This is a genomic window from Citrobacter europaeus, assembly GCA_020099315.1.
GTDB classification, from domain to species: domain Bacteria; phylum Pseudomonadota; class Gammaproteobacteria; order Enterobacterales; family Enterobacteriaceae; genus Citrobacter; species Citrobacter europaeus.
The window spans coordinates 1,114,376-1,137,952 of the sequence record CP083650.1 but is presented as its reverse complement, the minus strand read 5'-3'; the positions used below and the strand labels follow the sequence as shown (position 1 = coordinate 1,137,952).

Sequence of the window (23,577 nt, the reverse complement as noted above, 5' to 3'; positions counted from 1 at the left end):
CGGAAAAGTGACCGAAAATAGTCAAGCGGCAAGAATATCACGGCTGTGACCGGCAGAATAGCAGCAGGCAAAACGACCAGGAGAATTCCTGGTCCAGACCCAAAGCGTTAGCAGGTTTTCGCCACGTTAACCCGCAGGCTTGGGCAGAGAAGACACATCTCCAGCAGTACAGCGATGTATTCCCGGGCCTCTTTTTTCAGATCAAAAGATTCTGGGGCAAATAACCAGTTCTCTATAATTCCGGTAACGTAGCTACGCAGCAGCACCGCCACGCGACGCGTGTTCAAATTTTCTGGCAGCATGTTGGCATTCATGCAGTGCCGCAATGTTTGTTCGATACGGTCGTAATTTTCAATACACAGACTACGTTGAGCTAACTGAACAGAGGCCATTTCCCCGACAAATTCGCATTTGTGGAATATAATTTCCAACAACAAACGTCGGCGTTCTTCTGTCACGGTAGCTTCAAGAACGTAAATTAAAATTTCTCTTAATACTGATAGTGGATCGTCGGGGAATTTTGCCTGATACTCAATCTCTAACTCATCAATGTTAGGTTTTGCTAGCTCCCAGATTTCACTGAATAAATCCGATTTGTTTTTGAAATGCCAATAGATTGCGCCGCGCGTGACACCAGCGGCTTTTGCGATCTCCGCAAGCGAGGTGGATGATACCCCTTGTTGCGAAAACAAACGCAGAGCGACATCGAGAATGTGCTGTCGTGTTTCCTGTGCTTGTTGTTTGGTTTTTCGTGCCATAGGTCAGTGAATTTACAGGCGTTAGATTTACATACATTTGTGAATGTATGTACCATAGCACGACGATAATATAAACGCAGCAATGGGTTTATGGGCTTTTAGCCATTGATCAATTTGAAATCGGACACTCGAGGTTTACATATGAACAAAAACAGAGGGTTAACGCCTCTGGCAGTCGTTCTGATGCTCTCAGGCAGCTTAGCGCTAACAGGATGTGACGACAAACAGGCCCAACAAGGGGGCCAGCAGATGCCAGAGGTTGGAGTTGTTACGCTCAAAACTGAACCTCTACAGATAACAACCGAACTCCCGGGTCGCACCAGTGCGTATCGCATTGCTGAAGTTCGTCCTCAGGTTAGCGGTATTATCCTGAAGCGTAATTTCACGGAAGGTGGTGACATCGAAGCGGGTGTATCTCTCTATCAGATTGATCCTGCTACTTACCAGGCCGCTTATGAAAGCGCAAAAGGCGATCTGGCCAAAGCACAAGCCGCAGCAAATATCGCTCAACTGACGGTCAAACGTTATCAGAAACTGTTGGGGACTAAGTACATTAGTCAACAGGATTACGATAGCGCGCTGGCAGACGCACAGCAGGCGAACGCCGCCGTTGTCGCCGCGAAAGCCGCGGTAGAAACTGCACGCATCAATCTGGCCTATACCAAAGTGACGTCGCCGATCAGCGGCCGCATTGGTAAGTCATCCGTTACTGAAGGCGCTCTGGTGCAAAATGGTCAGGCGACCGCACTGGCGACCGTTCAGCAGCTTGACCCAATCTATGTGGACGTGACGCAGTCAAGTAACGACTTCCTGCGCCTGAAACAAGAGTTGGCCAACGGCACGCTGAAGCAAGAAAACGGTAAAGCGAAAGTCGAACTGGTGACCAATGACGGTATTAAATTCCCGCAGTCCGGTACGCTGGAATTTTCTGATGTGACGGTTGATCAAACCACCGGATCGATTACGTTACGCGCAATCTTCCCTAACCCGGATCACACCTTACTGCCAGGTATGTTCGTTCGCGCACGTCTGGAAGAAGGGACTAACCCAACTGCATTACTGGTTCCACAGCAAGGCGTTACCCGCACACCGCGTGGCGATGCCAGTGCATTGGTTGTCGGTGCAGACGACAAAGTTGAAACTCGTCAAATTGTCGCCTCACAAGCGATTGGCGACAAATGGTTAGTCACTGATGGACTTAAACCGGGCGACCGCGTGATTGTCACTGGGCTGCAAAAAGTACGTCCTGGCGCGCAGGTAAAAGCGCAGGAAATCACCGCTGATAACAACCAGCAAGCAGCAAGCGGTAGCCAGCCTGAACAGTCCAAGTCTTAACTTAAACAGGAGCCGTTAAGACATGCCTAATTTCTTTATCGATCGCCCAATATTTGCGTGGGTGATCGCCATTATCATCATGTTGGCAGGGGGGCTCGCGATCCTCAAATTGCCGGTAGCGCAATATCCAACTATTGCACCGCCTGCAGTGACGATCTCCGCGACCTATCCTGGCGCTGATGCCAAAACAGTACAGGATACTGTTACGCAGGTTATCGAACAGAATATGAACGGTATCGATAACCTGATGTACATGTCCTCAAACAGTGACTCCACGGGTACCGTGCAGATCACCCTAACCTTCCAGTCTGGTACTGACGCGGATATCGCACAGGTACAGGTGCAGAACAAACTGCAGCTGGCAATGCCGCTTTTGCCGCAGGAAGTACAACAACAGGGCGTGAGCGTTGAGAAATCATCCAGCAGCTTCCTGATGGTTGTCGGTGTTATCAACACCAACGGCACCATGACGCAGGAGGATATTTCCGACTACGTGGGCGCCAACATGAAGGACGCCATCAGCCGTACTTCAGGTGTGGGTGACGTTCAGTTGTTCGGTTCCCAGTACGCGATGCGTATCTGGATGGATCCGAACAAACTGAATAACTTCCAACTGACGCCGGTTGATGTGATCAGCGCCATCAAAGCGCAGAACGCCCAGGTTGCAGCCGGTCAGTTAGGCGGTACGCCGCCGGTGAAAGGCCAGCAGCTTAACGCGTCGATCATCGCGCAAACCCGTCTGACCTCTGCCGATGAGTTCAGCAAAATTTTGCTGAAAGTGAATCAGGACGGTTCTCAGGTGCGTCTGCGTGACGTAGCGAAAGTCGAACTGGGTGGCGAGAACTACGACATCATTGCGAAGTTCAACGGTAAACCTGCATCCGGTCTGGGTATCAAGCTGGCGACAGGCGCTAACGCCCTGGACACCGCCAACGCTATCCGCGAAGAACTGAAGAAGATGGAACCGTTCTTCCCGTCAGGTCTGAAGATCGTTTATCCGTATGACACCACGCCGTTCGTGAAAATTTCTATTCACGAAGTAGTGAAAACGCTGGCGGAAGCAATCATTCTCGTGTTCCTGGTAATGTATCTGTTCCTGCAGAACTTCCGCGCGACGCTGATTCCGACTATCGCCGTGCCGGTGGTGCTATTGGGTACGTTTGCCGTCCTTGCGATTTTCGGCTTCTCGATAAACACGCTGACGATGTTCGGGATGGTGCTCGCCATCGGCCTGTTGGTGGATGATGCCATCGTTGTGGTCGAGAACGTTGAACGTGTAATGGCTGAGGAAGGGCTACCGCCGAAGGAAGCAACGCGTAAATCGATGGGCCAGATTCAGGGCGCACTGGTTGGTATCGCGATGGTGCTGTCAGCGGTATTTATCCCGATGGCTTTCTTCGGGGGTTCTACCGGCGCAATTTACCGTCAGTTCTCCATCACCATTGTTTCGGCGATGGCGCTGTCAGTCCTGGTGGCATTGATTCTGACCCCTGCCCTGTGTGCGACCATGCTTAAACCGATTGCTAAAGGCGATCACGGAGAAGGCAAAAAAGGCTTCTTCGGCTGGTTTAACCGCATGTTCGATAAGAGCACGCACCATTACACCGACAGCGTGGGCGGAATTCTGCGCAGCACCGGTCGTTATCTGGCGCTGTATCTGATAATCGTCGTGGGCATGGCCTATCTGTTCGTTCGTCTGCCAAGCTCGTTCCTGCCGGATGAAGACCAGGGGGTATTCCTGTCAATGGCTCAGCTGCCAGCGGGTGCAACGCAAGAGCGTACCCAGAAGGTGCTGGACGAAATGACGGATTACTATCTGACCAAAGAAAAAGCGAACGTTGAATCGGTGTTTGCCGTTAACGGCTTTGGCTTTGCTGGTCGTGGTCAGAACACCGGTATCGCGTTCGTTTCTCTGAAAGACTGGAGTGAACGTCCTGGCGAAGAGAACAAGGTTGAGGCGATTACTCAACGTGCGATGGGCGCATTCTCGCAGATTAAAGACGCAATGGTCTTTGCCTTTAACCTGCCAGCCATTGTGGAGTTAGGGACCGCCACCGGTTTCGACTTCCAGCTGATTGACCAGGCAGGTTTAGGTCATGAGAAACTAACCCAGGCGCGTAACCAGCTGTTTGGTGAAGTTGCGAAGCATCCCGATCTGTTAGTCGGCGTACGTCCTAACGGTCTGGAAGATACGCCGCAGTTCAAGATCGATATCGATCAGGAAAAAGCGCAGGCTCTGGGTGTTTCCATTAGTGACATTAATACAACGCTGGGTGCAGCATGGGGCGGAAGCTACGTGAATGACTTCATCGACCGTGGTCGTGTGAAGAAAGTTTACGTCATGTCTGAAGCGAAATACCGTATGTTGCCGGAAGATATTGGCAACTGGTATGTTCGCGGCAGCGACGGGCAGATGGTGCCGTTCTCCGCCTTCTCTACCTCACGTTGGGAATATGGTTCACCGCGTCTGGAACGCTATAACGGTCTGCCTTCTATGGAAATCTTAGGCCAGGCCGCACCGGGTAAAAGTACCGGTGAAGCGATGGCAATGATGGAGCAACTGGCCAGTAAACTGCCATCCGGTATCGGCTATGACTTGACCGGTATGTCCTACCAGGAACGACTGTCCGGCAACCAGGCCCCTGCCCTGTATGCCATTTCACTGATTGTCGTATTCCTGTGTCTGGCGGCATTGTACGAGAGCTGGTCAATTCCGTTCTCCGTAATGCTGGTAGTACCGTTGGGTGTTATTGGCGCATTGCTGGCGGCGACGTTCCGCGGCCTGACCAACGACGTTTACTTCCAGGTAGGCCTGCTCACAACCATTGGGTTGTCGGCGAAGAACGCGATACTTATCGTCGAATTCGCCAAAGACTTGATGGATAAAGAAGGTAAAGGTCTGATAGAGGCGACGCTGGACGCGGTACGTATGCGTTTACGTCCAATCCTGATGACATCGCTGGCCTTTATTCTGGGCGTAATGCCGCTGGTAATCAGCTCCGGCGCAGGCTCCGGCGCGCAGAACGCAGTAGGTACAGGCGTAATGGGCGGGATGGTAACGGCAACCGTGTTGGCTATCTTCTTTGTTCCGGTGTTCTTTGTGGTGGTACGCCGCCGCTTTAGCCGCAAAAGCGAAGATGTTGAGCATAGCCACTCAGTAGACCATCATTGATAGCTCTCTAAAGATAAGGCCGCGCAAGCGGCCTTTTTTCTGGAAAAATCATAAAAACCACTTATTGCGATATCGTTTATTTTCTCTGGGGTAAATAAGCGATATAATCCCTGTAGGCTTAAAGGCTATTCTTAAAAAACATTGAGAGTTCTTATTTACTTTAATAAATATTAAGATTATTCCTAGCTTTTGACTGGCATTGTCAACTGTTACCTTGCGTTGCTAAACCTAATCAAGATAACCCGATGATTGCCCGAAGAATAAAGAAGTTGTCCCATTCCGAATAGCCGTACGTATCTGTTAAAATGTAAAAATGACCTGACATCATAATTTTGCATAATTGTAATTTTTCGTGATATGACGATGAAATCTTTTTTAGAGTAGATTATAGTTAAATCATCAGGAGTCGCGGGCAAGTTCCAGGTAGTTTGTTGTATCCATCCCGAAAGGTGTTCGGTTAGTTTAAGCCACTAAGAAGGGGATGCGTTATGGATGAATACTCACCCAAAAGACATGATATCGCGCAGCTTAAATTTCTCTGCGAAACCCTGTATCATGACTGTCTTGCAAACCTTGAACAAAGTAACCATGGCTGGGTTAATGACCCTACCTCTGCCACCAGCTTGCAGCTCAATGAACTGATAGAGCATATTGCAACCTTCGCACTTAATTATAAAATTAAGTACAATGAAGACAATAAGCTGATTGCGCAGATAGATGAATACCTGGATGACACTTTTATGTTGTTCAGCAGTTATGGTATTAATACGCAGGATCTGCAGAAATGGCGGAAGTCAGGTAATCGTCTGTTTCGCTGTTTTGTCAATGCCACCAGGGCTAATCCTGTTAGTTTGTCTTGTTAAAAATTATTACAATCATAGGTAAGAGTTATGTCCGATAAACCATTAACTAAAACTGATTATTTGATGCGCCTGCGACGTTGTCAGACAATTGACACACTTGAGCGCGTTATTGAAAAAAATAAATATGAATTGTCCGACAACGAACTGGCTGTATTTTACTCAGCAGCAGATCACCGCCTTGCTGAATTGACTATGAATAAGCTCTACGACAAGATTCCAACTTCTGTTTGGAAATTCATTCGCTAATTGCTCACGGGTTAAGTCAGGTATAGCAGTACATTTGTCTGGCTGACCATTTTCGTATTTACAATAGTTATTTAATTCAAATCACGTGACTACGATCACAGCGAAACAACGGGAACGTTCCCCTTGCTGGCATTGCGTTTTACTGTGTTGAAATGATCTCCAGGACACAGGGAATTCGTAATGAGTAATGAAAAGCAAAAAATGATCGCCGGTGAACTTTATCGCCCGGCAGATGAAACATTGCGCAACGACCGGCTACGCGCTCGTCAGTTGACCCATCGCTACAATCACACCGCTCCCGATGAAAAAAGCGAGCGACAAGCTATCCTGCATGAGCTGTTGGGTCAGAGCGAGGGCGCTTATATTGAACCCTCTTTTCGTTGCGATTACGGCTACAACATCTATCTCGGTAAAGAATTTTACGCCAACTTCGACTGCGTTATGCTCGACGTCTGTCCGATCCATATTGGCGACAACTGCATGTTAGCGCCGGGCGTCCATATCTATACCGCGACCCATCCGCTGGATGCCACCGAGCGAAACAGCGGCATGGAGCTGGGTAAACCCGTGACGATTGGCAACAACGTCTGGATAGGTGGGCGCGCGGTGATAAACCCCGGCGTAACGTTGGGAGATAACGTGGTTGTGGCCTCAGGCGCGGTAGTCACTAAAAGCGTTCCGGCCAACAGCGTGGTTGGGGGCAATCCCGCGAGGATCATCAAAACGCTGTGATCTTAAATGTAACTGTTATGCTAAATTGTGGTTAATCTGTTACTTTCTTCAAAAGGTATCCCCTTTTAAAATAGGGCGATCACACTTGAATTTTGCAGACACCACGAAGGCAAGAGATGACAGAAATACAGCGCCTGCTTACTGAAACAATCGACGACTTAAATATTCGCGAAAAGCGCGACAACAAACCGCGCTTTAGCGTCAGCTTTATTCGCAAACACCCAGGGCTGTTCATCGGCATGTATGTTGCGTGGTTTGCCACGCTGGCGGTGATGCTACAATCAGAAACGTTAGTCGATTCAGTATGGCTGCTGGTGGTTCTGTTCGTCATACTCAACGCGTTTTTCTTTTTCGACGTTGCGCCGCGATACCGCTTTGAAGATATCGACGTACTGGATTTCAGAGTTTGCTACAACGGCGAATGGTACAACACGCGCTTTGTCCCCCCTTCACTCATCGACACCATCCTGCACTCACCCTCCGTCGATAGTGAACATAAAGCACAGCTGCAAAAAATGATATCGCGTAAGGGCGAACTCTCGTTTTACGATGTCTTTACCCTAACCCGCCCCCAGACCAGCCAGTAAAGGCGGCCTCAGTACAGATAAAAAAAGTGCGTCCCTGTGGAGGAAACGCACTTTAGTCCCTGAAATGCTGGCAAAGAAACTAACGTCTTTTTTTACGCCCCTGTACCGCTTTAAAGCGTGGGTTCGTTTTGCAGATAACGTACAAACGCCCTTTGCGCTTTACTATCTGGCAGTCAGGATGGCGCTGTTTCGCACTGCGAAGTGAATTGAGTACCTGCATCTTAACCTCGCTTAGCGCCAATAAAATGGCCAAAACGTTTCTGGAAACGAGCTGCGCTGCCTTCGTTATCAAAGGTTTTTTGTTTCCCGGTATAGTACGGATGCGATTTGGAAGAGATATCCAGGGTCACGTATGGGTACATTTTCCCCTCAAACTCAATCTCACGCTCAGTCTTGATGGTCGAACCGACCTTAAAGAACTCATTGGCACTGGTATCGTGAAACACCACGGTACGGTAAAAAGGATGAATATCCGGTTTCATGGCAACCCCAATTTGTTACGTTATAACATAACCAGCAAAATACACCACTCTTGTACAAACCACAACCTGATTTACGCTACAGAGAGTTAAACAGGATGATAAGTGGCCGTAAATATATGATGCCAATCGAATAGCTTTTTCGGCTTTCGGATATACTTTCCCTACGCTGTGTTAATAAGGATATCACTGTGACAACACGACATCTGATAAGCCTGGTGACAGGGGTACTGTTTCTTTCCATCCTCGCGCCCGTAGGTTTAAGCTTGTGGCTGGCACATCGTCAGGTCGAAACGAAATTTATCGATGAACTCGATATGTTCTCAACGCGAGTCGCATTACGCACGGAACGCGTAGGCGAGCAGGCCAGGAAAGCATTACGCCATATTGAAGCCTTTCAGGGGGTGCCTTGTAGTGAAGAGCATCTGCTGGAAATGCGTCGTTTGTCATATAGCTATCGCTATATTCAGGAAGTGCTGTACCTCAAAGATAACGTTCCGCAATGCTCATCTCTGGAAAAAAGAAGCCAGGCTGACGCATTTCCCCCCGCAATGAAAGTCACGCCTGATGGATATCGCGCATGGCTTACTACGCAGAACGATTTGGGGATTAAGCGCTTTATGGCGGCATTAGGGAGCGAACATTACGTTGTGATGGTCGATCCGAGCTCTTTCATAGACGTCATCCCGTTTGGCTCATGGCCAATTGAAGTCACTATCATTGGCACCGTGCGCAACGTCGTGGTTGCCAGTAGCGCCGATCTGCCTTCGGACGTTTTGCAGCATGTACAGCAAGAACGCTCGATTACCCATTTTCAGAAAGATGGCAGCATTTTTAACGCACGCCCTTTCCCGGAGCTGGGCATCACTATCGTAACCTGGGCCTCCACCCTGCCATTGCAAAAAACCTGGCACCGACAGGCGCTGATCTGGCTCCCGGCAGGTATTCTTATCGGCCTGCTCACCGCCGCCTTTGTACTGCGCATTTTGCGCCGCTTACAGTCGCCCCATCACCAGCTGCAGGACGCTATCCAGCATCGGGACATTAAAGTCCACTACCAACCGATTATCTCGCTCAAAACGGGGAAAGTGGTCGGGGCAGAAGCGCTGGCTCGCTGGCAGCAAGCCGATGGGAGCTATCTGTCGCCGGAAATCTTCGTCGCCATGGCGCAGCAGACCGGACTCTCAGAACAGCTCACCCGTTTGATTATTGAAAGCGTATTTGATGATTTAGGAAAATGGCTGCGCCAGCATCCGGAGCAGCATATCTCCATCAACCTTGAGTCAGCCGATCTGTCTTCCGAAACGCTTCCTGCCCTGTTAAGCCAGAAGGTGAACCACTGGCAGCTAAAACCTGCGCAAATCGCGCTGGAACTCACCGAACGCGAATTTGCCGACCCGAAAAACAGCGCGCCGTTTATTGCCAAATACCGTCAGGCGGGTCACTCAATTTATATTGATGACTTTGGTACCGGCTATTCCAGCCTGAGCTATTTGCAGGATCTGGATGTAGACATCCTGAAGATAGACAAATCGTTCGTCGATGCGCTGGAGTACAACAACGTCACGCCGCATATTATCGAGATAGCGAAAACGCTGAAGCTGGAGATGGTAGCGGAAGGTATCGAAACCGAGAATCAGGAAGCCTGGCTACGCCAGCACGGCGTGCAGTACGGTCAGGGGTGGCTTTACAGCAAAGCGCTGCCGAAAGCAGAATTTATTCTGTGGGCAGAAAAACGGCTTTAACATGGCTGTTGATGTTGAGATGGCTGGCGGCACGCCGCACAGCCAGTCACATCACTCTTCCATAATGGGCGCAAATCCACCGTAGATCATTCGCTTGCCATCAAATGGCATAGATTCACCGAATTCCTTCATACGGGGATCGGACATCATCTTCTGATTTGCCGCATCGCGGACCTCTTTGGAAGGGTATTCAATCCAACTGAATACGACTTCTTCATGATCCTGCGCTTTCACCGCCATGCGAAAATCGGTCAGTTTGCCGTCGGGGACATCATCTGCCCAGCACTCCACCACGCGCAATGCACCGAACTCCTTGAAAAGCGGAGCTGCTTTTGCCGCCATCGCAATGTACGCCTCCTTGTTTTCAGCGGGTACGGCAACCACAAAGCCATCAACATACTTCATGAGAAAAACCTCCGAAGTGTACTGCGCGGCAAGCCGATTCCGGCCGCGTCAGTCGAGGTTAAGTTTAGTCGCCAGCAGGCGATCGTGCCCCAGGCGCATTCCTGATGCGAATACGCGCCTGCGGCTGATGGCGAAACCATGGCAGGCAAATCTGAATGAGCGGCCCGATAGCCAGTGCATACAGCACGGTCCCTAACCCAACGGTTCCTCCCAGCAACCAACCGATAAGCAGCACCGACACTTCGATTGCGGTTCGAATTCGTCGTACTGGCCAGCCGGTACGCGCGTGAATACCGGTCATCAGGCCGTCACGCGGACCGGCGCCAAAACCGGCACCAATGTACAGACTGGTTGCTAACGCATTCAGGATCACCGCTGACACCAACAGCCCGCTGCGCGCCAGCAGGGATTCAAATCCCGGAATCACCAGCAGCGCGGCATCTGCCGCCAGCCCAATCATAATCACGTTGCTCAACGTGCCAAACCCTGGGCGCTGGCGCAGTGGTATCCACGCCAGCAGTACCAACACGCCCACGGCAATAATCACCACGCCGATATTCATCGACAGTAAATTTGCCACCCCCAGGTGAAACACGTTCCACGGATCGGCCCCTAAATCGGCACGGACAAACATCGCCGTCGACACACCGTACAGCGTCAGCCCGATAAACAGCTGAAGTAAACGACGCAGCATGCTTTTCCCTCTCACTATCAGATAACTTTCATCTTCACCGCAATTGGCACTATGATTAATGTCCAGTTTTCAAAAAGTGGACTGCTATGTCATCTCGCCGTTACGGAAGCCAGTCTTTGCAGCGCCTGCTCGGACACTGGCAGGAAAGCCCCTCGCGAACACCCATCTGGCGACAGCTGGCAGAAGCGTTACGTTTACTGATCCTCGATGGTCGACTGGCGCTGGATAGCCGCTTACCGGGTGAACGCGAGCTCGCCGCCGTTCTGCAAGTAAGTCGAACTACCATCGCCAGCGCTATGGCGCAGTTGCGTGAAGAGGGATATCTGGAAAGTCGTCATGGTAGCGGCTCGCGGGTGATACTGGCGGAACATATTCGCCATGTGCCGACCCGGACCAGCACCGGCACCGCGCTTGATTTGTCCACGGCGGCGCTGAACGCCGGTCCCGAAATTCATCAGGCTTACCAGCAGGCGCTGTTCGCAATGCCGCAGCACCTGCAGAGCTCCGGGTATCTGCCGCAGGGGCTGTCGGTTTTGCGTGAATCCATCGCCCGGCATTATTGCGAACGCGGACTCCCGACACAGCCAGATGAAATAATGGTCGTGAACGGCGCGGTCAGTGGCCTGGCGTTGATCCTGCGGTTACTCACCGGCCCTGGCGATCGCGTAGTGGTCGATCACCCCACTTATCCGCTGGCGATTGCCGCGATTCAAGGCGCATCATGTCGCCCCGTCGGCGTGTCGCTGCCCGAGCACGGTTGGGATACGGCGGGCCTGGTCGCCACCCTTGCGCAAACTGCACCGAGAATGGCTTATCTGATGCCGGACTTTCACAACCCGACCGGACGCTGTATGGATGCCGCAACTCGCCAGGTCGTGGCGGATATTGCTGAAAGAACCCACACTACGTTGGTGGTCGATGAGACCATGGTGAACCTGTGGTATGACGCCCCGCCGCCGCCGCCGCTTGCCGCATTCAACCGCGATGCGCCGATCATCCTGCTCGGTTCGGCAGGGAAAAGCTTTTGGGGAGGATTACGTCTGGGCTGGATCCGGGCATCGGCGCGAACCATTGCCGCGCTGGTACAAACCCGCGACACCTTCGACCTGGGCTCACCGGTGCTTGAACAACTCGCCACCAGTTGGCTACTGGATAACGCCGCCGACTTTCTTCCTGACAGAAGACGCCTGCTCACATCCCAGCGAGATCTGTGCTCGGACCTGATGAACTCACATTTCCCGGAATGGCAATTTACCCAGCCGCAGGGAGGGCTCTCTTTCTGGGTTGAACTGCCCGATACGCTGGCAACACTGTTCGCTACGCGCGCCGAAAGCGCTGGCATTCAGTTGGGAACCGGTACGCGGTTTGGCCTTGATGGCGCATTCGACCGCTTTTTGCGTATGCCTTTCACGTTACCGGATGACACAACGCGTGCCGCCTTCCAGGTATTGCAACCCATTTGGGATAATCTGCGTTTGCAGGCCAGCAGCGGGAAAATGCGTAAAATAATCTAAACGACGAGTCAAAGGACTCGTCTTTGAATGCCGTGATGGACGAGGATGCCCCTGCAATATTAGCGCTGAGGAGGTACCGGGAACCCCTTCAGGGAAATCACGAAATTCTCACCATCCTTCTTAATCTTTGCCCCGGCATCACACCAGTCGGAGGCGATACGGAAGAACTCATCGCTGCCGACGTTCCAGCTCAGACGAACATGTTTCACATAACCGGAGCGCAGCATTTCACAGGCTTCGCCGTAATTACAGGCGGTTGATAGCGATTGTTGTTTCATTTTTTCTTCTTCAGTAATCTTCGCAATGCTTTGATTTCTTTAGGAGTCAGTGCTTCAACTACGGATTCTTCCGTGTGCTGGCTATCGATATCCTCAGCGGAGACTCCCGCCTCTTCAACGGCGGAAAATGCGATCAGCAGTAGTTTTTCCGTCGCAATACTTAAATTTTCATTATGTACTTCAGCGTAATGGCGAAGCTTTTCTTTTAGCGCCTCATCAATTTTGACATTCAATACAGCGGTCGACATCGTAGAAAATCCTTGTGGTCAGCCAAAACACACCGAATGTAAGACCATGTCGTTACAGCGCGATGGCGGCGGCAAAAGCATCAAATAACATCCCCGAAACACATTGACAGCATTTGATGACAATAAAATGACATTACGATGACAAAGAAAAGAAGATAAACAGAAGGGAAATATCGGACGGCAGAAATGGGTGGGGGCCCTGCCAGCTACATCCCGGCACACACGTCATCTGCCTTGGCTGCTTCCTTCCGGACCTGACCTGGTAAACAGAGTAGTGTTGCGGGAGAACCAACAGAGCCCCCATTGAGAGCGTTGTTAACCAACGCGCAGGCGCATTATCACTGCTGCACCCTGTAATTGCAACCCATCCAGCATCGGATGCTGTTTTCTTGCGCAATGCGGCTTCACTCCTTCGCTTTTCGGCATTATGCTGGAGGATTAGCGCAGGAATAAATGATGGATATACAAGACACTTTCCCCCAACGCGTCTGGCAAATCGTCGCGTCAATCCCCGAAGGTTTCGTCACTACCTATGGCGATGTTGCCAGGCTTGCCGGTTCGCCGCGTGCTGCGCGCCAGGTAGGCGGCGTGCTCAAGCGTCTACCTGAAGGCAGCACTCTCCCCTGGCATCGGGTGGTTAATCGCCACGGAGCTATTTCGCTGACGGGTCCCGATCTGCAACGACAGCGTCAGGCGCTGCTGGCAGAAGGAATAGTGGTTTCAGGAAGCGGACAGATCGATTTACAGCGCTATCGCTGGGTGTACTAACCCTCTCCTGGCGGAGAGGGTTACAACTGCCTTAGTACTGCGTGGGAGCTGGAACCGCAGACGACGGATTCACCTGGGTTGGTGACGTTGACGGTACCGTGGTTGTCGCCCCACCGCTCGCCTGAACCGGTACTGCTGTTTGCTGTACAGGCACCAGCGTCAGGTCGGCTTTTTTACCACCCTGATTAATGACCGTCTGAACGGTATCAGTAATAAAGACCAGTTTATCATTCACCGTAATCGCCGCACTCAGCAGAATACGAGCGTTAGGCTGAATATCTGCCGGGTTAAACGGTAATACGAAGCTGAATGGCGCCTGTTTACCTTCAGTACGGACCGCTTTTTGCGACAGCACTTTTGACGGCGCATCGGCCAGTGAAGCATCCGACAGCGTAACGGTCAGCACCGCATCGGGTGGCAAGGCCACTTTCTGGCGGATCCATACCGTACCGGAAACATTCGGTTGTTGAATTTTAGACTGTGTGTCAGAAATTGACGTATTAGGGCTTGGCGCAGGCGTCTGAATATCAGCACTTTTATCGGCGCAGGCTGCCAGAGCGACCGCAACCGCTAAACCACTTACCATGTGCACGAGTTTCATTAAATTCTCCTTATCATCTATGCACCAGCGAGAACTTTCCCCGCCAGAAGAGTGGTTAACAAAAACATAACGTGACTAAGTGTGGCACAAGACAGCTATTTTTGCCTGTAATAGGCCAGTAATTCAGACAATTGCACCCATCGGACCACTTTCAAAATTGCGTTATACTCTGCCTACCTCGCTGCGAGATCGATATTACCTGGAGAGCACGTATGAGTCTGGCGCTGAAAAATTTGCTGACATTGTTAAATTTGGAAAAAATTGAAGAAGGACTCTTTCGGGGCCAAAGTGAAGACTTAGGGTTACGTCAGGTTTTTGGGGGGCAGGTTGTCGGTCAGGCGCTGTATGCCGCCAAAGAAACCGTACCAGAAGAGCGTCTGGTGCACTCTTTTCACAGCTACTTTTTACGTCCCGGCGATAGCCAGAAGCCCATCATCTATGATGTAGAAGTCCTGCGTGATGGTAACAGCTTCAGCGCACGCCGCGTTGCCGCGATCCAGAATGGTAAACCCATTTTTTATATGACCGCCTCTTTTCAGGCACCGGAAGACGGATTTGAACATCAGAAAACCATGCCGGATGCGCCGGGTCCCGATGAGTTGAAATCAGAAACGGAAATTGCCCGCTCAGTGGCGCATTTGCTGCCTCCGCTGTTGAAAGAAAAATTTATCAACGATCGTCCATTGGAAGTGCGTCCGGTAGAGTTTCATAACCCCTTAAAAGGTCACGTCGCACCTCCGGCGCGCCAGGTCTGGATCCGCGCTAACGGCGAACTGCAGGACGATCTGCGCGTCCATCAGTATCTGCTGGGTTATGCCTCAGACCTGAACTTCCTGCCTGTAGCGTTGCAGCCTTACGGGATTGGCTTCCTGGAAAAAGGGATTCAGATCGCTACCATTGACCATTCAATGTGGTTCCACCGTCCATTCAATATCAATGAGTGGCTGCTGTATAACGTCGAGAGCACTTCGGCCTCCGGAGCCAGGGGCTTTGTTCGCGGGGAGTTTTATACCCAGGACGGTGTGCTGGTCGCCTCTACCGTGCAGGAAGGGGTAATGCGTAATCGCAATTAAGAATTACCGGATGGTGGCGCAAAAGCGTTGCCATCCGGCAGATTGAAACATCAAGCGTTGTAGGCGTTTTCGCCGTGACTGTTCACATCCAGACCTTCGCGTTCCTGTTCTTCCGGTACGCGCAGACCCACCGTCATATCCGCCAGCTTATAGCCAATGAAGGCCACCACGCCGGACCAGACGATGGTGATCGCCACGCTTTCCAGTTGCACCAGCAGCTGATGCCCCATGGTCACGCCCTCAGCAAAGCCCACGCCGCCCAGAGAGCTGGCAGCGAAAACGCCGGTCAGGATGCAACCAACAATGCCGCACACGCCGTGAACGCCAAACACGTCGCACGGATCGTCCACGCGCAGAAAACGCTTCAGCATGGTTACGCCCCACAGGCCAGCCAGCCCCGCAACGACACCGATAATCAGCGCGCCGCCGACACCAATGTAGCCACATGCCGGTGTTACGCCTACCAGACCCGCAATAGCGCCAGAACAAGCGCCCAGCAGAGACGGTTTGCCACGCAGCGCCCATTCACCGAAGATCCATCCGAGAATGGCAGCAGCGGTGGCGACCACGGTATTGACGAAGGCCAGTGCGGCGATCTCATTCGCCGTTCCCGCTGAACCGGCATTAAAGCCAAACCAACCAATGTAGAGAATAGCGGTGCCGGTGAAGACCATTGGCAGGTTGTGCGGTTTAAAGGCTTCTTTGCCAAAACCGACGCGTTTGCCAATCAGATACGCACCAACCAGACCGGCTATCGCCGCGTTGATGTGCACGACCGTTCCGCCGGCAAAATCCAGCGCGCCATGGGAAGCCAGCAAGCCGCCGCCCCAGACCATATGGGCAATCGGGATATACGACAGCGTTAACCACACCACCACGAAAATCAGCACCGCAGAGAAGCGAATACGCTCAGCCAGCGCCCCGACAATCAGCCCAACGGTAATACAGGCGAACGAACCCTGAAAAGCAACGTGAATGTACTGGTAGAAACTCCCCGTGACCGCCGTCAACGCGATGTTCTTCAGCAATACCCAGTTGAAGTTGCCGAAGAAATTATTCCCTTCGCCAAAGGCCAGCGAGTAGCCATAAACTACCCATAAAATACAAACCAGAGCGAATGTCACTGTTACCTGAGTCAGCATCGACAGCACGTTCTTACCGCGAATCAAACCGCCGTAGAACAGCGCAATGCCAGGGATAGTCATAAACAGCACCAGCGCGGTACAGATCATCATAAAAGCGTTATCTGCTTTATCCGCAACCGCCGGTGCCGCCATCGCCAGTCCCGGCAGTAGCGCCAGTGAGGCAATACCCGTTTTCATCGTTGCTATCTTCATTTTTTGGTTTCCTATCACTGTGTGCCAGAAGTTACAGTGCGGCTTCGTCGGCTTCGCCGGTACGAATACGAATCACACGTTGCAGCTCGGCGACGAAGATTTTGCCGTCGCCAATTTTTCCGGTGTATGCCGCCTTACTGATGACATCAATCACGCCATCCAGTTGGTCGTCGGCAATCGCCACATCAATCTTCACCTTTGGCAGAAAATTGACGCTATATTCAGCCCCACGGTACAGCTCAGCATGACCTTTCTGTCGGCCAAACCCCTTCACTTCGGTGACGGTCAGCCCCTGAATACCAATAGACGACAGTGCTTCACGGACGTCTTCCAGTTTGAACGGTTTGATTACCACGGTAACCAGCTTCATAGATCCCCTCCAGTCAGAATTCAGTAGTGGCTGCAGATACACGAGAGGAATATTGCAAGGGATGTGCCAGGAATGAAAAACGCGGAATGATTCAGGTTCGTAGGGTACTGCCAGGAGAGAAAAAGAAAAAACGCACTATAACGGTGCATAGTGCGTTACATTTTTGCACCAGATTGTTGATTGCCGGATGGCGGCGTTTACGCCTTACCCGACCTACGACTCCGCGTGGCCGGATAAGCGCTGCGCCGTCAGGCGATAACAGAATCCTCTTGCGTACTGGCTGCCAGCTCTTCGCCCGCCAGCTGCAACTGATACATCTGCCAGTAACGGCCTTGCGCCGCCAGTAATTGCTGGTGCGTACCACGCTCAACCGCCTGACCGCGATGTAACACCAGAATGGTATCCGCATCAACAATCGTCGATAACCGATGCGCAATCACTACAAGCGTTGTGTGTTCACGGACCGCCGCCAGAGCTTGCTGAATGGCCTGCTCAGTACCGGAATCAATACTGGCCGTGGCTTCATCGAGGATCAGCACCTGCGGCGTTTCAACCAATACCCGCGCCAGCGCCAGCAGTTGTTTCTGCCCAACGGAGAGATTATTGCCCTGCTCACCCAGCCGGGTATGAATCCCCTCGCTCAAACCGCGGGCCAGTTCTGCCAGTTGCACGGTCTCCAGCGCCTGCCATACCCGCTCTTCTGAGATATCGCGACCCAGCGTGACGTTGGCCAGGAAGGTATCCGCCATCACCACGGGATCCTGCTGCACCATCGCGATGCCCTGACGTAACGCACCGTGGCTCAGCGAAGACAGCGGACGTCCGTCAAGTCGGATTTCACCCTGCGTCAGCGGGTAGTACCCCATCAGCAGGCTGGCCAGCGTACTTTTGCCGCTGCCGGTGTGTCCGACCAGGGCCACAAAGCTACGCGAAGGCACGGACAGACTGATGTTTTGCAGCACCAGACTGTCGTCGCGATAGGCAAATGAAACGTTATCCACCTCAATGTCACCGCTTTTGAGCGGTCGATCGTCTTCACCATAGCGCTGACGAGGCCCGTCCATCAATTCGAACACACGTTCACCGGCGACAACCGCCTGCTGCAGCATTGACTGCTGGGTTGTCAGTTCGATAAGCGGCTCGTTTAAACGGCCGAGGTAGCTGATAAACGCATACAGCACACCAACCTCGATGGAGCTACCAGAGGTAAAGCTGAACAGCATCAATAAACCGCAGAGGATCAGCGCCGAAAAAAGGCTCAGCAGCGGGCGCAACAAAAAGCCATCGAGTCGTAGGGTCTGCATACGCGCCATATAGTGCGAGCGGCTGGCCTCCCCCATTCTCTCGCCAAACCGCGCCTGCTGGCGGAACTGCTGGATAACGCTCATGCCGTTGATGACTTCGTTAAAGCCATCGTTAATATCCGCCAGATAAGCGCGAACCCGGCGCACAATCGGGGTGCTGTAGCGTTGATAAATCACCATCACCACCAGCACTGCCGGGAAAATAGCCATCGCCACCAGCGCCATACGCCACTCGAGGCTGAACATCGCGACCAGCATGGCGCCGATTAATGCCGCGCTGCGCAGAACCGTTGCAACCACCGTCACATACAGGTCGCGAATCACTTCGGTGTCATTGGTCACGCGGGAGATAAGCTGCCCTACAGGCTGAGTATCAAAGGCGCTGAGCGGCTGGCGCAGCGCAGCGTCCATTACGTCGGTGCGTAGCTGTTGTACTACGCCAACCGCCGCCTGGTTAAACAGCAATGACTGTGCATAATGCAGGCCTGCTGCCAGCAGTTGCAGACCGACATACGCCGCAACCAGCCCGGCGACCATCGCCAGCGGCAGATTGTTCTTCGCCACCATGTTATCGATAAAATAGCTAATCAGCAGCGGGCCGCTGACTTCCGCCGCAGCCGCCACCCACAGCATGACGACCGCAATCGCCAGCTGTTTTCGCCATGGGGAACCGTATGCCAGTAATCTTTTCAGAGTCGGCCATAATTGCCCGAAACTACGCATTAGCCGCCTCCTCGTTTATCTCTGGTGCATCAGACAGCGCCGCTTCCAGTTGCTGATAGCGGTACATATCACGATACCAGCCAGCCTGCTGCACCAGCACGTCATGCTCGCCGCGCTGGGCAATATGCCCATGCTGCATCACGATAATCTCGCTGGCTTCCGTCAGAGCCGATAAGCGGTGGGCGCTGATAATGACGGTTCGGCCTTCGCCCCACTGGCGCAGATTATGCAGGATCTGATGCTCGGTACGACCGTCCACCGCCGACAGCGCATCATCCAGGATCAGGATTTCAGCGTTCAGCAGTAGTGCCCGAGCGATAGAAATACGTTGTTTTTGCCCACCAGACAGCATCACCCCACGTTCGCCCACTTCGGTGTCGTAGCCCTGCGGAAGACGTAAAATATCCTCATGAACGCTGGCAAGGCGCGCCACATGCTCGATCTCTTCCTGCGTGGCCTGTGGGCGTCCTAACGCGATGTTATTACCGACGGTATCTGAAAACAGGAATGGCGTCTGGCTAACGACCGCCAGTCGGCTGCGCCAGCTATCAAGCTGTAAGCGCGTTAACGGGATATTATGAAAGCGTACATCGCCCTGAGTGATATCAAAATGACGCTGGATCAGCGACAGCACCGTGCTTTTTCCCGCGCCGGTCGGACCACAGATGCCCAGCATCTGTCCAGGTTTAAGCTGGAAATTCACATTTTCCAGCGCCGGGTGGGTGGTCTGCGGGTAACAAAATTCGCGAATCGCCACCGCCAGCTCGCCGCGTCCTTCCGGTACCGACTCAGTGCCGTCATCCACCACCGGCGCTTCGGCCAGCATAGCGCGAATCCGGCTGTAGGCAGCGCTACCGCGTTCGACGATATTAAACATCCATGCCAGCGCCAGCATCGGCCAAATCATCAGACCGAGATACATCATAAAGCTGGTGAGCTGGCCGAGCGTCAACGAACCGTGCACCACCATCCAGCTTCCTCCGGCAATCGCCAGCAGGTTAGCCATACCAATGGCAATATAAATCGTGGGATCAAAGCGGGCGTCAATGCGCGCCACGCGCAGGTTTTTCTTACCGGTATCCTCGGCATCGGCGGCAAATAATGCCGACTGCCGATCCTCCAGACCAAAGGCCTTGATCATACGAATACTGGTCAGGCTTTCCTGAGTACGATCATTGAGACTGGAAAACGCCGCCTGCGCCAGCTTAAAGCGATTATGGAGTCGATCGCCGTAACGTTTGATCATTATCGCCATCACCGGCATCGGCAGTAGCGCAATCAGTGTCAATTGCCAGCTTATCTGCGTAGACATCACGATCAGCACCGCACACCCCATCACCAGCGAATCCACCAGCGTCAGCACACCTTCTCCGGCGGCAAATACGACGCGATCGACATCGTTAGTTGCACGCGCCATCAGATCGCCCGTACGGTGACGCAGATAAAATTCTGGATGCTGGCGACTCAGCTGACGGTAATAATCTTCCCGCAGTTCAACCGCCAGTTGGTAGGATGCGCCAAACAACAGCACGCGCCAGACATAGCGCAGCAAATAAACCACCACTGCGATCAGGGCAATTGTTCCCACCCACATCAGCAGCCGCTCGGTGGTGAAGCGTTGTGTCGTCACGCCATCGACAATGATCCCAACCACTTTCGGCGGAATAAGCTGAAGGATAGCGATGATGATAAGCAAGGCCACTGCCCCGAGATAGCGACGCCACTCCCGGCGGAAGTACCAGCTTAATTGAGCAAATAATCGCACGCGTTATGTCCTGACAAGATTTCCGGCAATGAGCGCCGGGAGAATTATTCAATAGGTAGAGCAGTTGTGTATTTAATCTGTTCCATCGCAAAGCTGGAGGTGACATCAGACAGGCCCGGTACGCTGTTCACCAGGCGCTTATAGAATTCATCGTAGCTTTTCATATCGGCAACCTGCACTCGCATCAGGTAGTCATACTCCCCAGCCATACGCCAGAATCCCAGAACCTCGGGCATTCCGGTCACTTCAGTGACAAAGCGGCAATACCATTCGCTGCTGTGATGCTGAGTCTTGATCAGCACAAACGCGGTGAGTCCCAGCCCCAGCTTTTCTGGATCCAACAGCGCGACTCTGCCTAGCAGGATACCGTCATCCTCAAGTCGTTTGAGACGTTTCCAGCAGGGGGTGGTAGTCAGATTAACGGCATCTGCTAACGCCTGCAAAGAAAGGGTGCAGTCCTGTTGCAGTAAGCCAAGCAGCTTGCGGTCAATTTTGTCTAACATAACCACTCCACAGAGAAGAATTTTCTCCTTACATTCTATTTTAAAGGCTAAATGGCAACAATTTTTTCCGTGCTTTTCGCTATTCTGGGCACAAAATGACAAATGGATATCTATTAATGATGAATAGCTCCTGGGTTAAAAACGCCATCAATGAAATCAACGCGGATTATCAGCGTTCTGCGGATACGCATCTCATTCGTCTGTCGCTACCGGCGTTCCCGGGCATTCAGATCTATTTAAAAGATGAGAGCACGCATCCGACCGGGAGCCTGAAGCATCGTCTGGCGCGCTCACTGTTTTTGTACGGATTGTGCAATGGCTGGATCAAAGAAGGCACCACCATCATTGAGTCATCGTCCGGTTCAACGGCGGTTTCTGAGGCTTATTTCGCCCGACTGTTAGGACTGCCGTTTATTGCCGTCATGCCTTCCTGTACGGCGAAACGTAAAATTGAACAGATTGAATTCTACGGCGGTCGCTGTCATTTCGTGGAAAGCGCCTGCGAAATCTATGCGGCTTCTGAACAGCTGGCGCGTGAGCTGAACGGTCATTACATGGATCAGTTCACTTACGCTGAACGCGCCACCGACTGGCGTGGCAATAATAATATTGCCGACAGCATCTTTCGTCAGATGCAGTGCGAGCCCAACCCCGTTCCCCGCCATATCGTGATGAGCGCGGGAACCGGCGGCACCTCAGCAACCATTGGCCGCTATATCCGCTGTCAGGGCTACGACACTCAACTGATGGTAGTGGACCCGGAAAACTCAGTCTTTCTGCCCTTCTGGCAGGATCGCGATGCAACGTTGCGCAGCCCGGTAGGAAGTAAAATCGAAGGCATTGGCCGCCCGCGTGTCGAACCGTCTTTCATTCCTGACGTGGTTGATGAAATGTTGCGCGTACCGGATGCCGCAAGCGTGGCCACCGCGCACTGGCTGGAAACGCAGTTGGGCCGCAAAGTCGGCGCTTCAACCGGTACCAACATGTGGGGAACCCTGCAGCTTGCCGCTCGTATGCGCGATGCAGGCGTTACCGGTTCACTGGTAACGCTACTGTGCGACAGTGGCGAACGCTATCTGGAAACCTACTACAACCCACAATGGGTCGACGCGCAGATCGGTGATTTAACGCCGTGGAAAGGGGAACTCGCCCGACTTCTGAACACCCATTAACAGGATAAAAAAAAGCCAGACGCGAAGTCTGGCTTGCTGGAAGGGATCTCTCATTCGGGGGAATAAGGTAGATGCGGATTGTCCAGCCAATGCGTCAAAAAGTGTGATACTGCCTGATTGCGGCAATGCCCAATCACCGATAAATGAGGCAGTTCGGCAATCAGTTGCGGCATCGCGTTACCCATAATCAGACCGCGACCAACGCTGCCTAACATTTCGCGATCGTTCATGGCATCGCCAAACGCCATACACTCGGCCATTGAATAACCTAAGTGGTCGCTTAGTACCGCCAGCGCAGATCCTTTGTTACAGCCCAACGGCAGTACCTCAAGACAATCAAACGCGGAAAAACAGAGATTCGCCTGTTCACCCAGCGCTTCATTCAGCTGAATGCGTAATTGGATCAGGGAGTCATGATCGCCGCAGAAACAAACTTTCGTGACCTGATGAGCAGGAATACGTTTCACATCGACAATCTGGTAGCGAAATCCGCTATATACATGCGCCTGCAGCAGCGAGGGGATCTCTTGTCCGGTGAACCAACCGTTGTCATTAAAGACATGCATGCTGGCGGTGGTATCCCACTTCTGATGTAGCACGATATCCGCAACATTCGGATCCAGATCCTGACGGTGCAGCACATCGCCCTCAAGAGAGTGAATACGCGTGCCGTTACCCGTGATCAAAAAAGCGTCCAGTGACACAGAACCCAAAATATGGCGCATCTCCAGCACATGGCGACCGGTGGCAAAGGTCAGGGTGATATCTCGTTCACGCAGGCGCGCCAGCGTTGAAAGCGTTTCGTCACCTAAATGGTGATTCGGCATCAAAAGGGTGCCATCCATATCAAATGCAGCCAGACGAGCCATTTCTTTCTCCACACTGTGACGCGGTTAACTTGTGAT

General features: G+C 52.4%; 25 protein-coding genes and 1 other RNA gene. 11 read left to right on the top strand and 15 right to left on the bottom strand.

Going from position 1 to position 23,577, the window contains the following annotated elements; all coding sequences use genetic code 11:
- Positions 1-107: 107 nt before the first annotated feature.
- Positions 108-758, bottom strand: coding sequence for a multidrug efflux transporter transcriptional repressor AcrR (gene acrR / locus LA337_05310; protein UBI17118.1), 651 nt, complete (start codon positions 756-758; stop codon positions 108-110).
- A gap of 141 nt (positions 759-899) precedes the next feature.
- On the opposite strand from acrR, the gene acrA reads away from it, so the two are divergent.
- The 6 genes from acrA (at position 900) to LA337_05280 (ending at position 7,693) form a co-directional block, all read left to right on the top strand.
- Positions 900-2,093, top strand: coding sequence for a multidrug efflux RND transporter periplasmic adaptor subunit AcrA (gene acrA, locus LA337_05305; protein UBI17117.1), 1,194 nt, complete (start codon positions 900-902; stop codon positions 2,091-2,093).
- 22 nt (positions 2,094-2,115) lie between these two features.
- Positions 2,116-5,265, top strand: a complete 3,150-nt coding sequence (gene acrB / locus LA337_05300) for an efflux RND transporter permease AcrB (protein ID UBI17116.1) — start codon at positions 2,116-2,118, stop codon at positions 5,263-5,265.
- A gap of 488 nt (positions 5,266-5,753) precedes the next feature.
- Positions 5,754-6,128, top strand: coding sequence for an Hha toxicity modulator TomB (gene tomB / locus LA337_05295; protein UBI17115.1), 375 nt, complete (start codon positions 5,754-5,756; stop codon positions 6,126-6,128).
- A gap of 27 nt (positions 6,129-6,155) precedes the next feature.
- A complete protein-coding gene (gene hha / locus LA337_05290; GenBank protein ID UBI17114.1) occupies positions 6,156-6,374 on the top strand; it encodes a hemolysin expression modulator Hha in 219 nt (72 codons plus the stop codon).
- Positions 6,375-6,554: 180 nt separating this feature from the next.
- Entirely contained in the window at positions 6,555-7,106 is a 552-nt protein-coding gene (maa, locus tag LA337_05285) for a maltose O-acetyltransferase (protein ID UBI17113.1), read from the top strand.
- Positions 7,107-7,222: 116 nt separating this feature from the next.
- Complete coding sequence (locus LA337_05280) at positions 7,223-7,693, top strand: YlaC family protein (GenBank protein UBI17112.1); 471 nt, start codon at positions 7,223-7,225, stop codon at positions 7,691-7,693.
- Positions 7,694-7,772: 79 nt separating this feature from the next.
- On the opposite strand, the gene ykgO is transcribed toward LA337_05280, so the two are convergent.
- Together ykgO and LA337_05270 are read right to left on the bottom strand one after the other, a co-directional pair.
- Positions 7,773-7,913, bottom strand: a complete 141-nt coding sequence (gene ykgO, locus LA337_05275; GenBank protein UBI17111.1) for a type B 50S ribosomal protein L36 — start codon at positions 7,911-7,913, stop codon at positions 7,773-7,775.
- Position 7,914: 1 nt separating this feature from the next.
- Entirely contained in the window at positions 7,915-8,175 is a 261-nt protein-coding gene (locus LA337_05270) for a type B 50S ribosomal protein L31 (GenBank protein ID UBI17110.1), read from the bottom strand.
- Positions 8,176-8,363: 188 nt separating this feature from the next.
- Here LA337_05270 and LA337_05265 point away from each other — a divergent pair, with 188 nt between their 5' ends.
- Entirely contained in the window at positions 8,364-9,917 is a 1,554-nt protein-coding gene (locus LA337_05265; protein ID UBI17109.1) for an EAL domain-containing protein, read from the top strand.
- A 51-nt stretch (positions 9,918-9,968) separates the two neighbouring features.
- On the opposite strand, the gene LA337_05260 is transcribed toward LA337_05265, so the two are convergent.
- Both LA337_05260 and LA337_05255 read right to left on the bottom strand, forming a co-directional pair.
- Positions 9,969-10,322 carry a DUF1428 family protein gene (locus tag LA337_05260; GenBank protein ID UBI17108.1) on the bottom strand — a complete coding sequence of 118 codons (354 nt, stop codon included), beginning with the start codon at positions 10,320-10,322 and terminating at the stop codon, positions 9,969-9,971.
- Positions 10,323-10,386: 64 nt separating this feature from the next.
- Positions 10,387-11,016, bottom strand: coding sequence for a hypothetical protein (locus LA337_05255; GenBank protein ID UBI17107.1), 630 nt, complete (start codon positions 11,014-11,016; stop codon positions 10,387-10,389).
- An 86-nt stretch (positions 11,017-11,102) separates the two neighbouring features.
- Between LA337_05255 and LA337_05250 the strand changes: the two genes are divergently transcribed.
- On the top strand, positions 11,103-12,530 hold the full coding sequence (locus tag LA337_05250) for a PLP-dependent aminotransferase family protein (protein UBI17106.1): 1,428 nt from the start codon (positions 11,103-11,105) through the stop codon (positions 12,528-12,530).
- A gap of 59 nt (positions 12,531-12,589) precedes the next feature.
- Here the strand turns inward: LA337_05250 and LA337_05245 are convergent, their stop codons facing one another.
- The 3 genes from LA337_05245 to ffs all read right to left on the bottom strand — a co-directional run bounded on the left by LA337_05245 (position 12,590) and on the right by ffs (position 13,350).
- Complete coding sequence (locus tag LA337_05245) at positions 12,590-12,808, bottom strand: hypothetical protein (GenBank protein UBI17105.1); 219 nt, start codon at positions 12,806-12,808, stop codon at positions 12,590-12,592.
- Positions 12,805-13,056 (bottom strand): hypothetical protein, encoded by a 252-nt coding sequence (locus LA337_05240; protein ID UBI17104.1) that lies wholly within the window; start codon positions 13,054-13,056, stop codon positions 12,805-12,807. Before LA337_05240 ends, LA337_05245 begins: the two co-directional genes overlap by 4 nt.
- Positions 13,057-13,253: 197 nt before the next feature.
- Positions 13,254-13,350, bottom strand: an RNA gene (ffs, locus tag LA337_05235) — signal recognition particle sRNA small type.
- 159 nt (positions 13,351-13,509) lie between these two features.
- Here ffs and LA337_05230 point away from each other — a divergent pair.
- On the top strand, positions 13,510-13,824 hold the full coding sequence (locus LA337_05230) for an MGMT family protein (GenBank protein ID UBI17103.1): 315 nt from the start codon (positions 13,510-13,512) through the stop codon (positions 13,822-13,824).
- 31 nt (positions 13,825-13,855) lie between these two features.
- On the opposite strand, the gene LA337_05225 is transcribed toward LA337_05230, so the two are convergent.
- Positions 13,856-14,425, bottom strand: a complete 570-nt coding sequence (locus LA337_05225; GenBank protein ID UBI17102.1) for a YbaY family lipoprotein — start codon at positions 14,423-14,425, stop codon at positions 13,856-13,858.
- A 212-nt stretch (positions 14,426-14,637) separates the two neighbouring features.
- On the opposite strand from LA337_05225, the gene tesB reads away from it, so the two are divergent.
- Positions 14,638-15,498, top strand: coding sequence for an acyl-CoA thioesterase II (gene tesB / locus LA337_05220; GenBank protein UBI17101.1), 861 nt, complete (start codon positions 14,638-14,640; stop codon positions 15,496-15,498).
- A 50-nt stretch (positions 15,499-15,548) separates the two neighbouring features.
- Here the strand turns inward: tesB and amtB are convergent, their stop codons facing one another.
- The 5 genes from amtB to decR all read right to left on the bottom strand — a co-directional run bounded on the left by amtB (position 15,549) and on the right by decR (position 21,500).
- Positions 15,549-16,835, bottom strand: a complete 1,287-nt coding sequence (gene amtB / locus LA337_05215) for an ammonium transporter AmtB (protein ID UBI17100.1) — start codon at positions 16,833-16,835, stop codon at positions 15,549-15,551.
- A gap of 31 nt (positions 16,836-16,866) precedes the next feature.
- A complete protein-coding gene (glnK, locus tag LA337_05210; GenBank protein UBI17099.1) occupies positions 16,867-17,205 on the bottom strand; it encodes a P-II family nitrogen regulator in 339 nt (112 codons plus the stop codon).
- Between the two features lie 248 nt (positions 17,206-17,453).
- Positions 17,454-19,232, bottom strand: coding sequence for a SmdB family multidrug efflux ABC transporter permease/ATP-binding protein (locus LA337_05205; GenBank protein ID UBI17098.1), 1,779 nt, complete (start codon positions 19,230-19,232; stop codon positions 17,454-17,456).
- Positions 19,225-20,997: a SmdA family multidrug ABC transporter permease/ATP-binding protein gene (locus tag LA337_05200; GenBank protein UBI17097.1), complete on the bottom strand. Its 1,773-nt coding sequence runs from the start codon at positions 20,995-20,997 to the stop codon at positions 19,225-19,227. Before LA337_05200 ends, LA337_05205 begins: the two co-directional genes overlap by 8 nt.
- Before the next feature lie 44 nt (positions 20,998-21,041).
- Positions 21,042-21,500 (bottom strand): DNA-binding transcriptional regulator DecR, encoded by a 459-nt coding sequence (gene decR / locus LA337_05195; protein UBI17096.1) that lies wholly within the window; start codon positions 21,498-21,500, stop codon positions 21,042-21,044.
- Positions 21,501-21,616: 116 nt separating this feature from the next.
- Between decR and LA337_05190 the strand changes: the two genes are divergently transcribed.
- Complete coding sequence (locus LA337_05190; protein ID UBI17095.1) at positions 21,617-22,672, top strand: PLP-dependent cysteine synthase family protein; 1,056 nt, start codon at positions 21,617-21,619, stop codon at positions 22,670-22,672.
- A 50-nt stretch (positions 22,673-22,722) separates the two neighbouring features.
- Here the strand turns inward: LA337_05190 and cof are convergent, their stop codons facing one another.
- A complete protein-coding gene (gene cof, locus LA337_05185; GenBank protein ID UBI17094.1) occupies positions 22,723-23,541 on the bottom strand; it encodes an HMP-PP phosphatase in 819 nt (272 codons plus the stop codon).
- Positions 23,542-23,577: the final 36 nt, after the last annotated feature.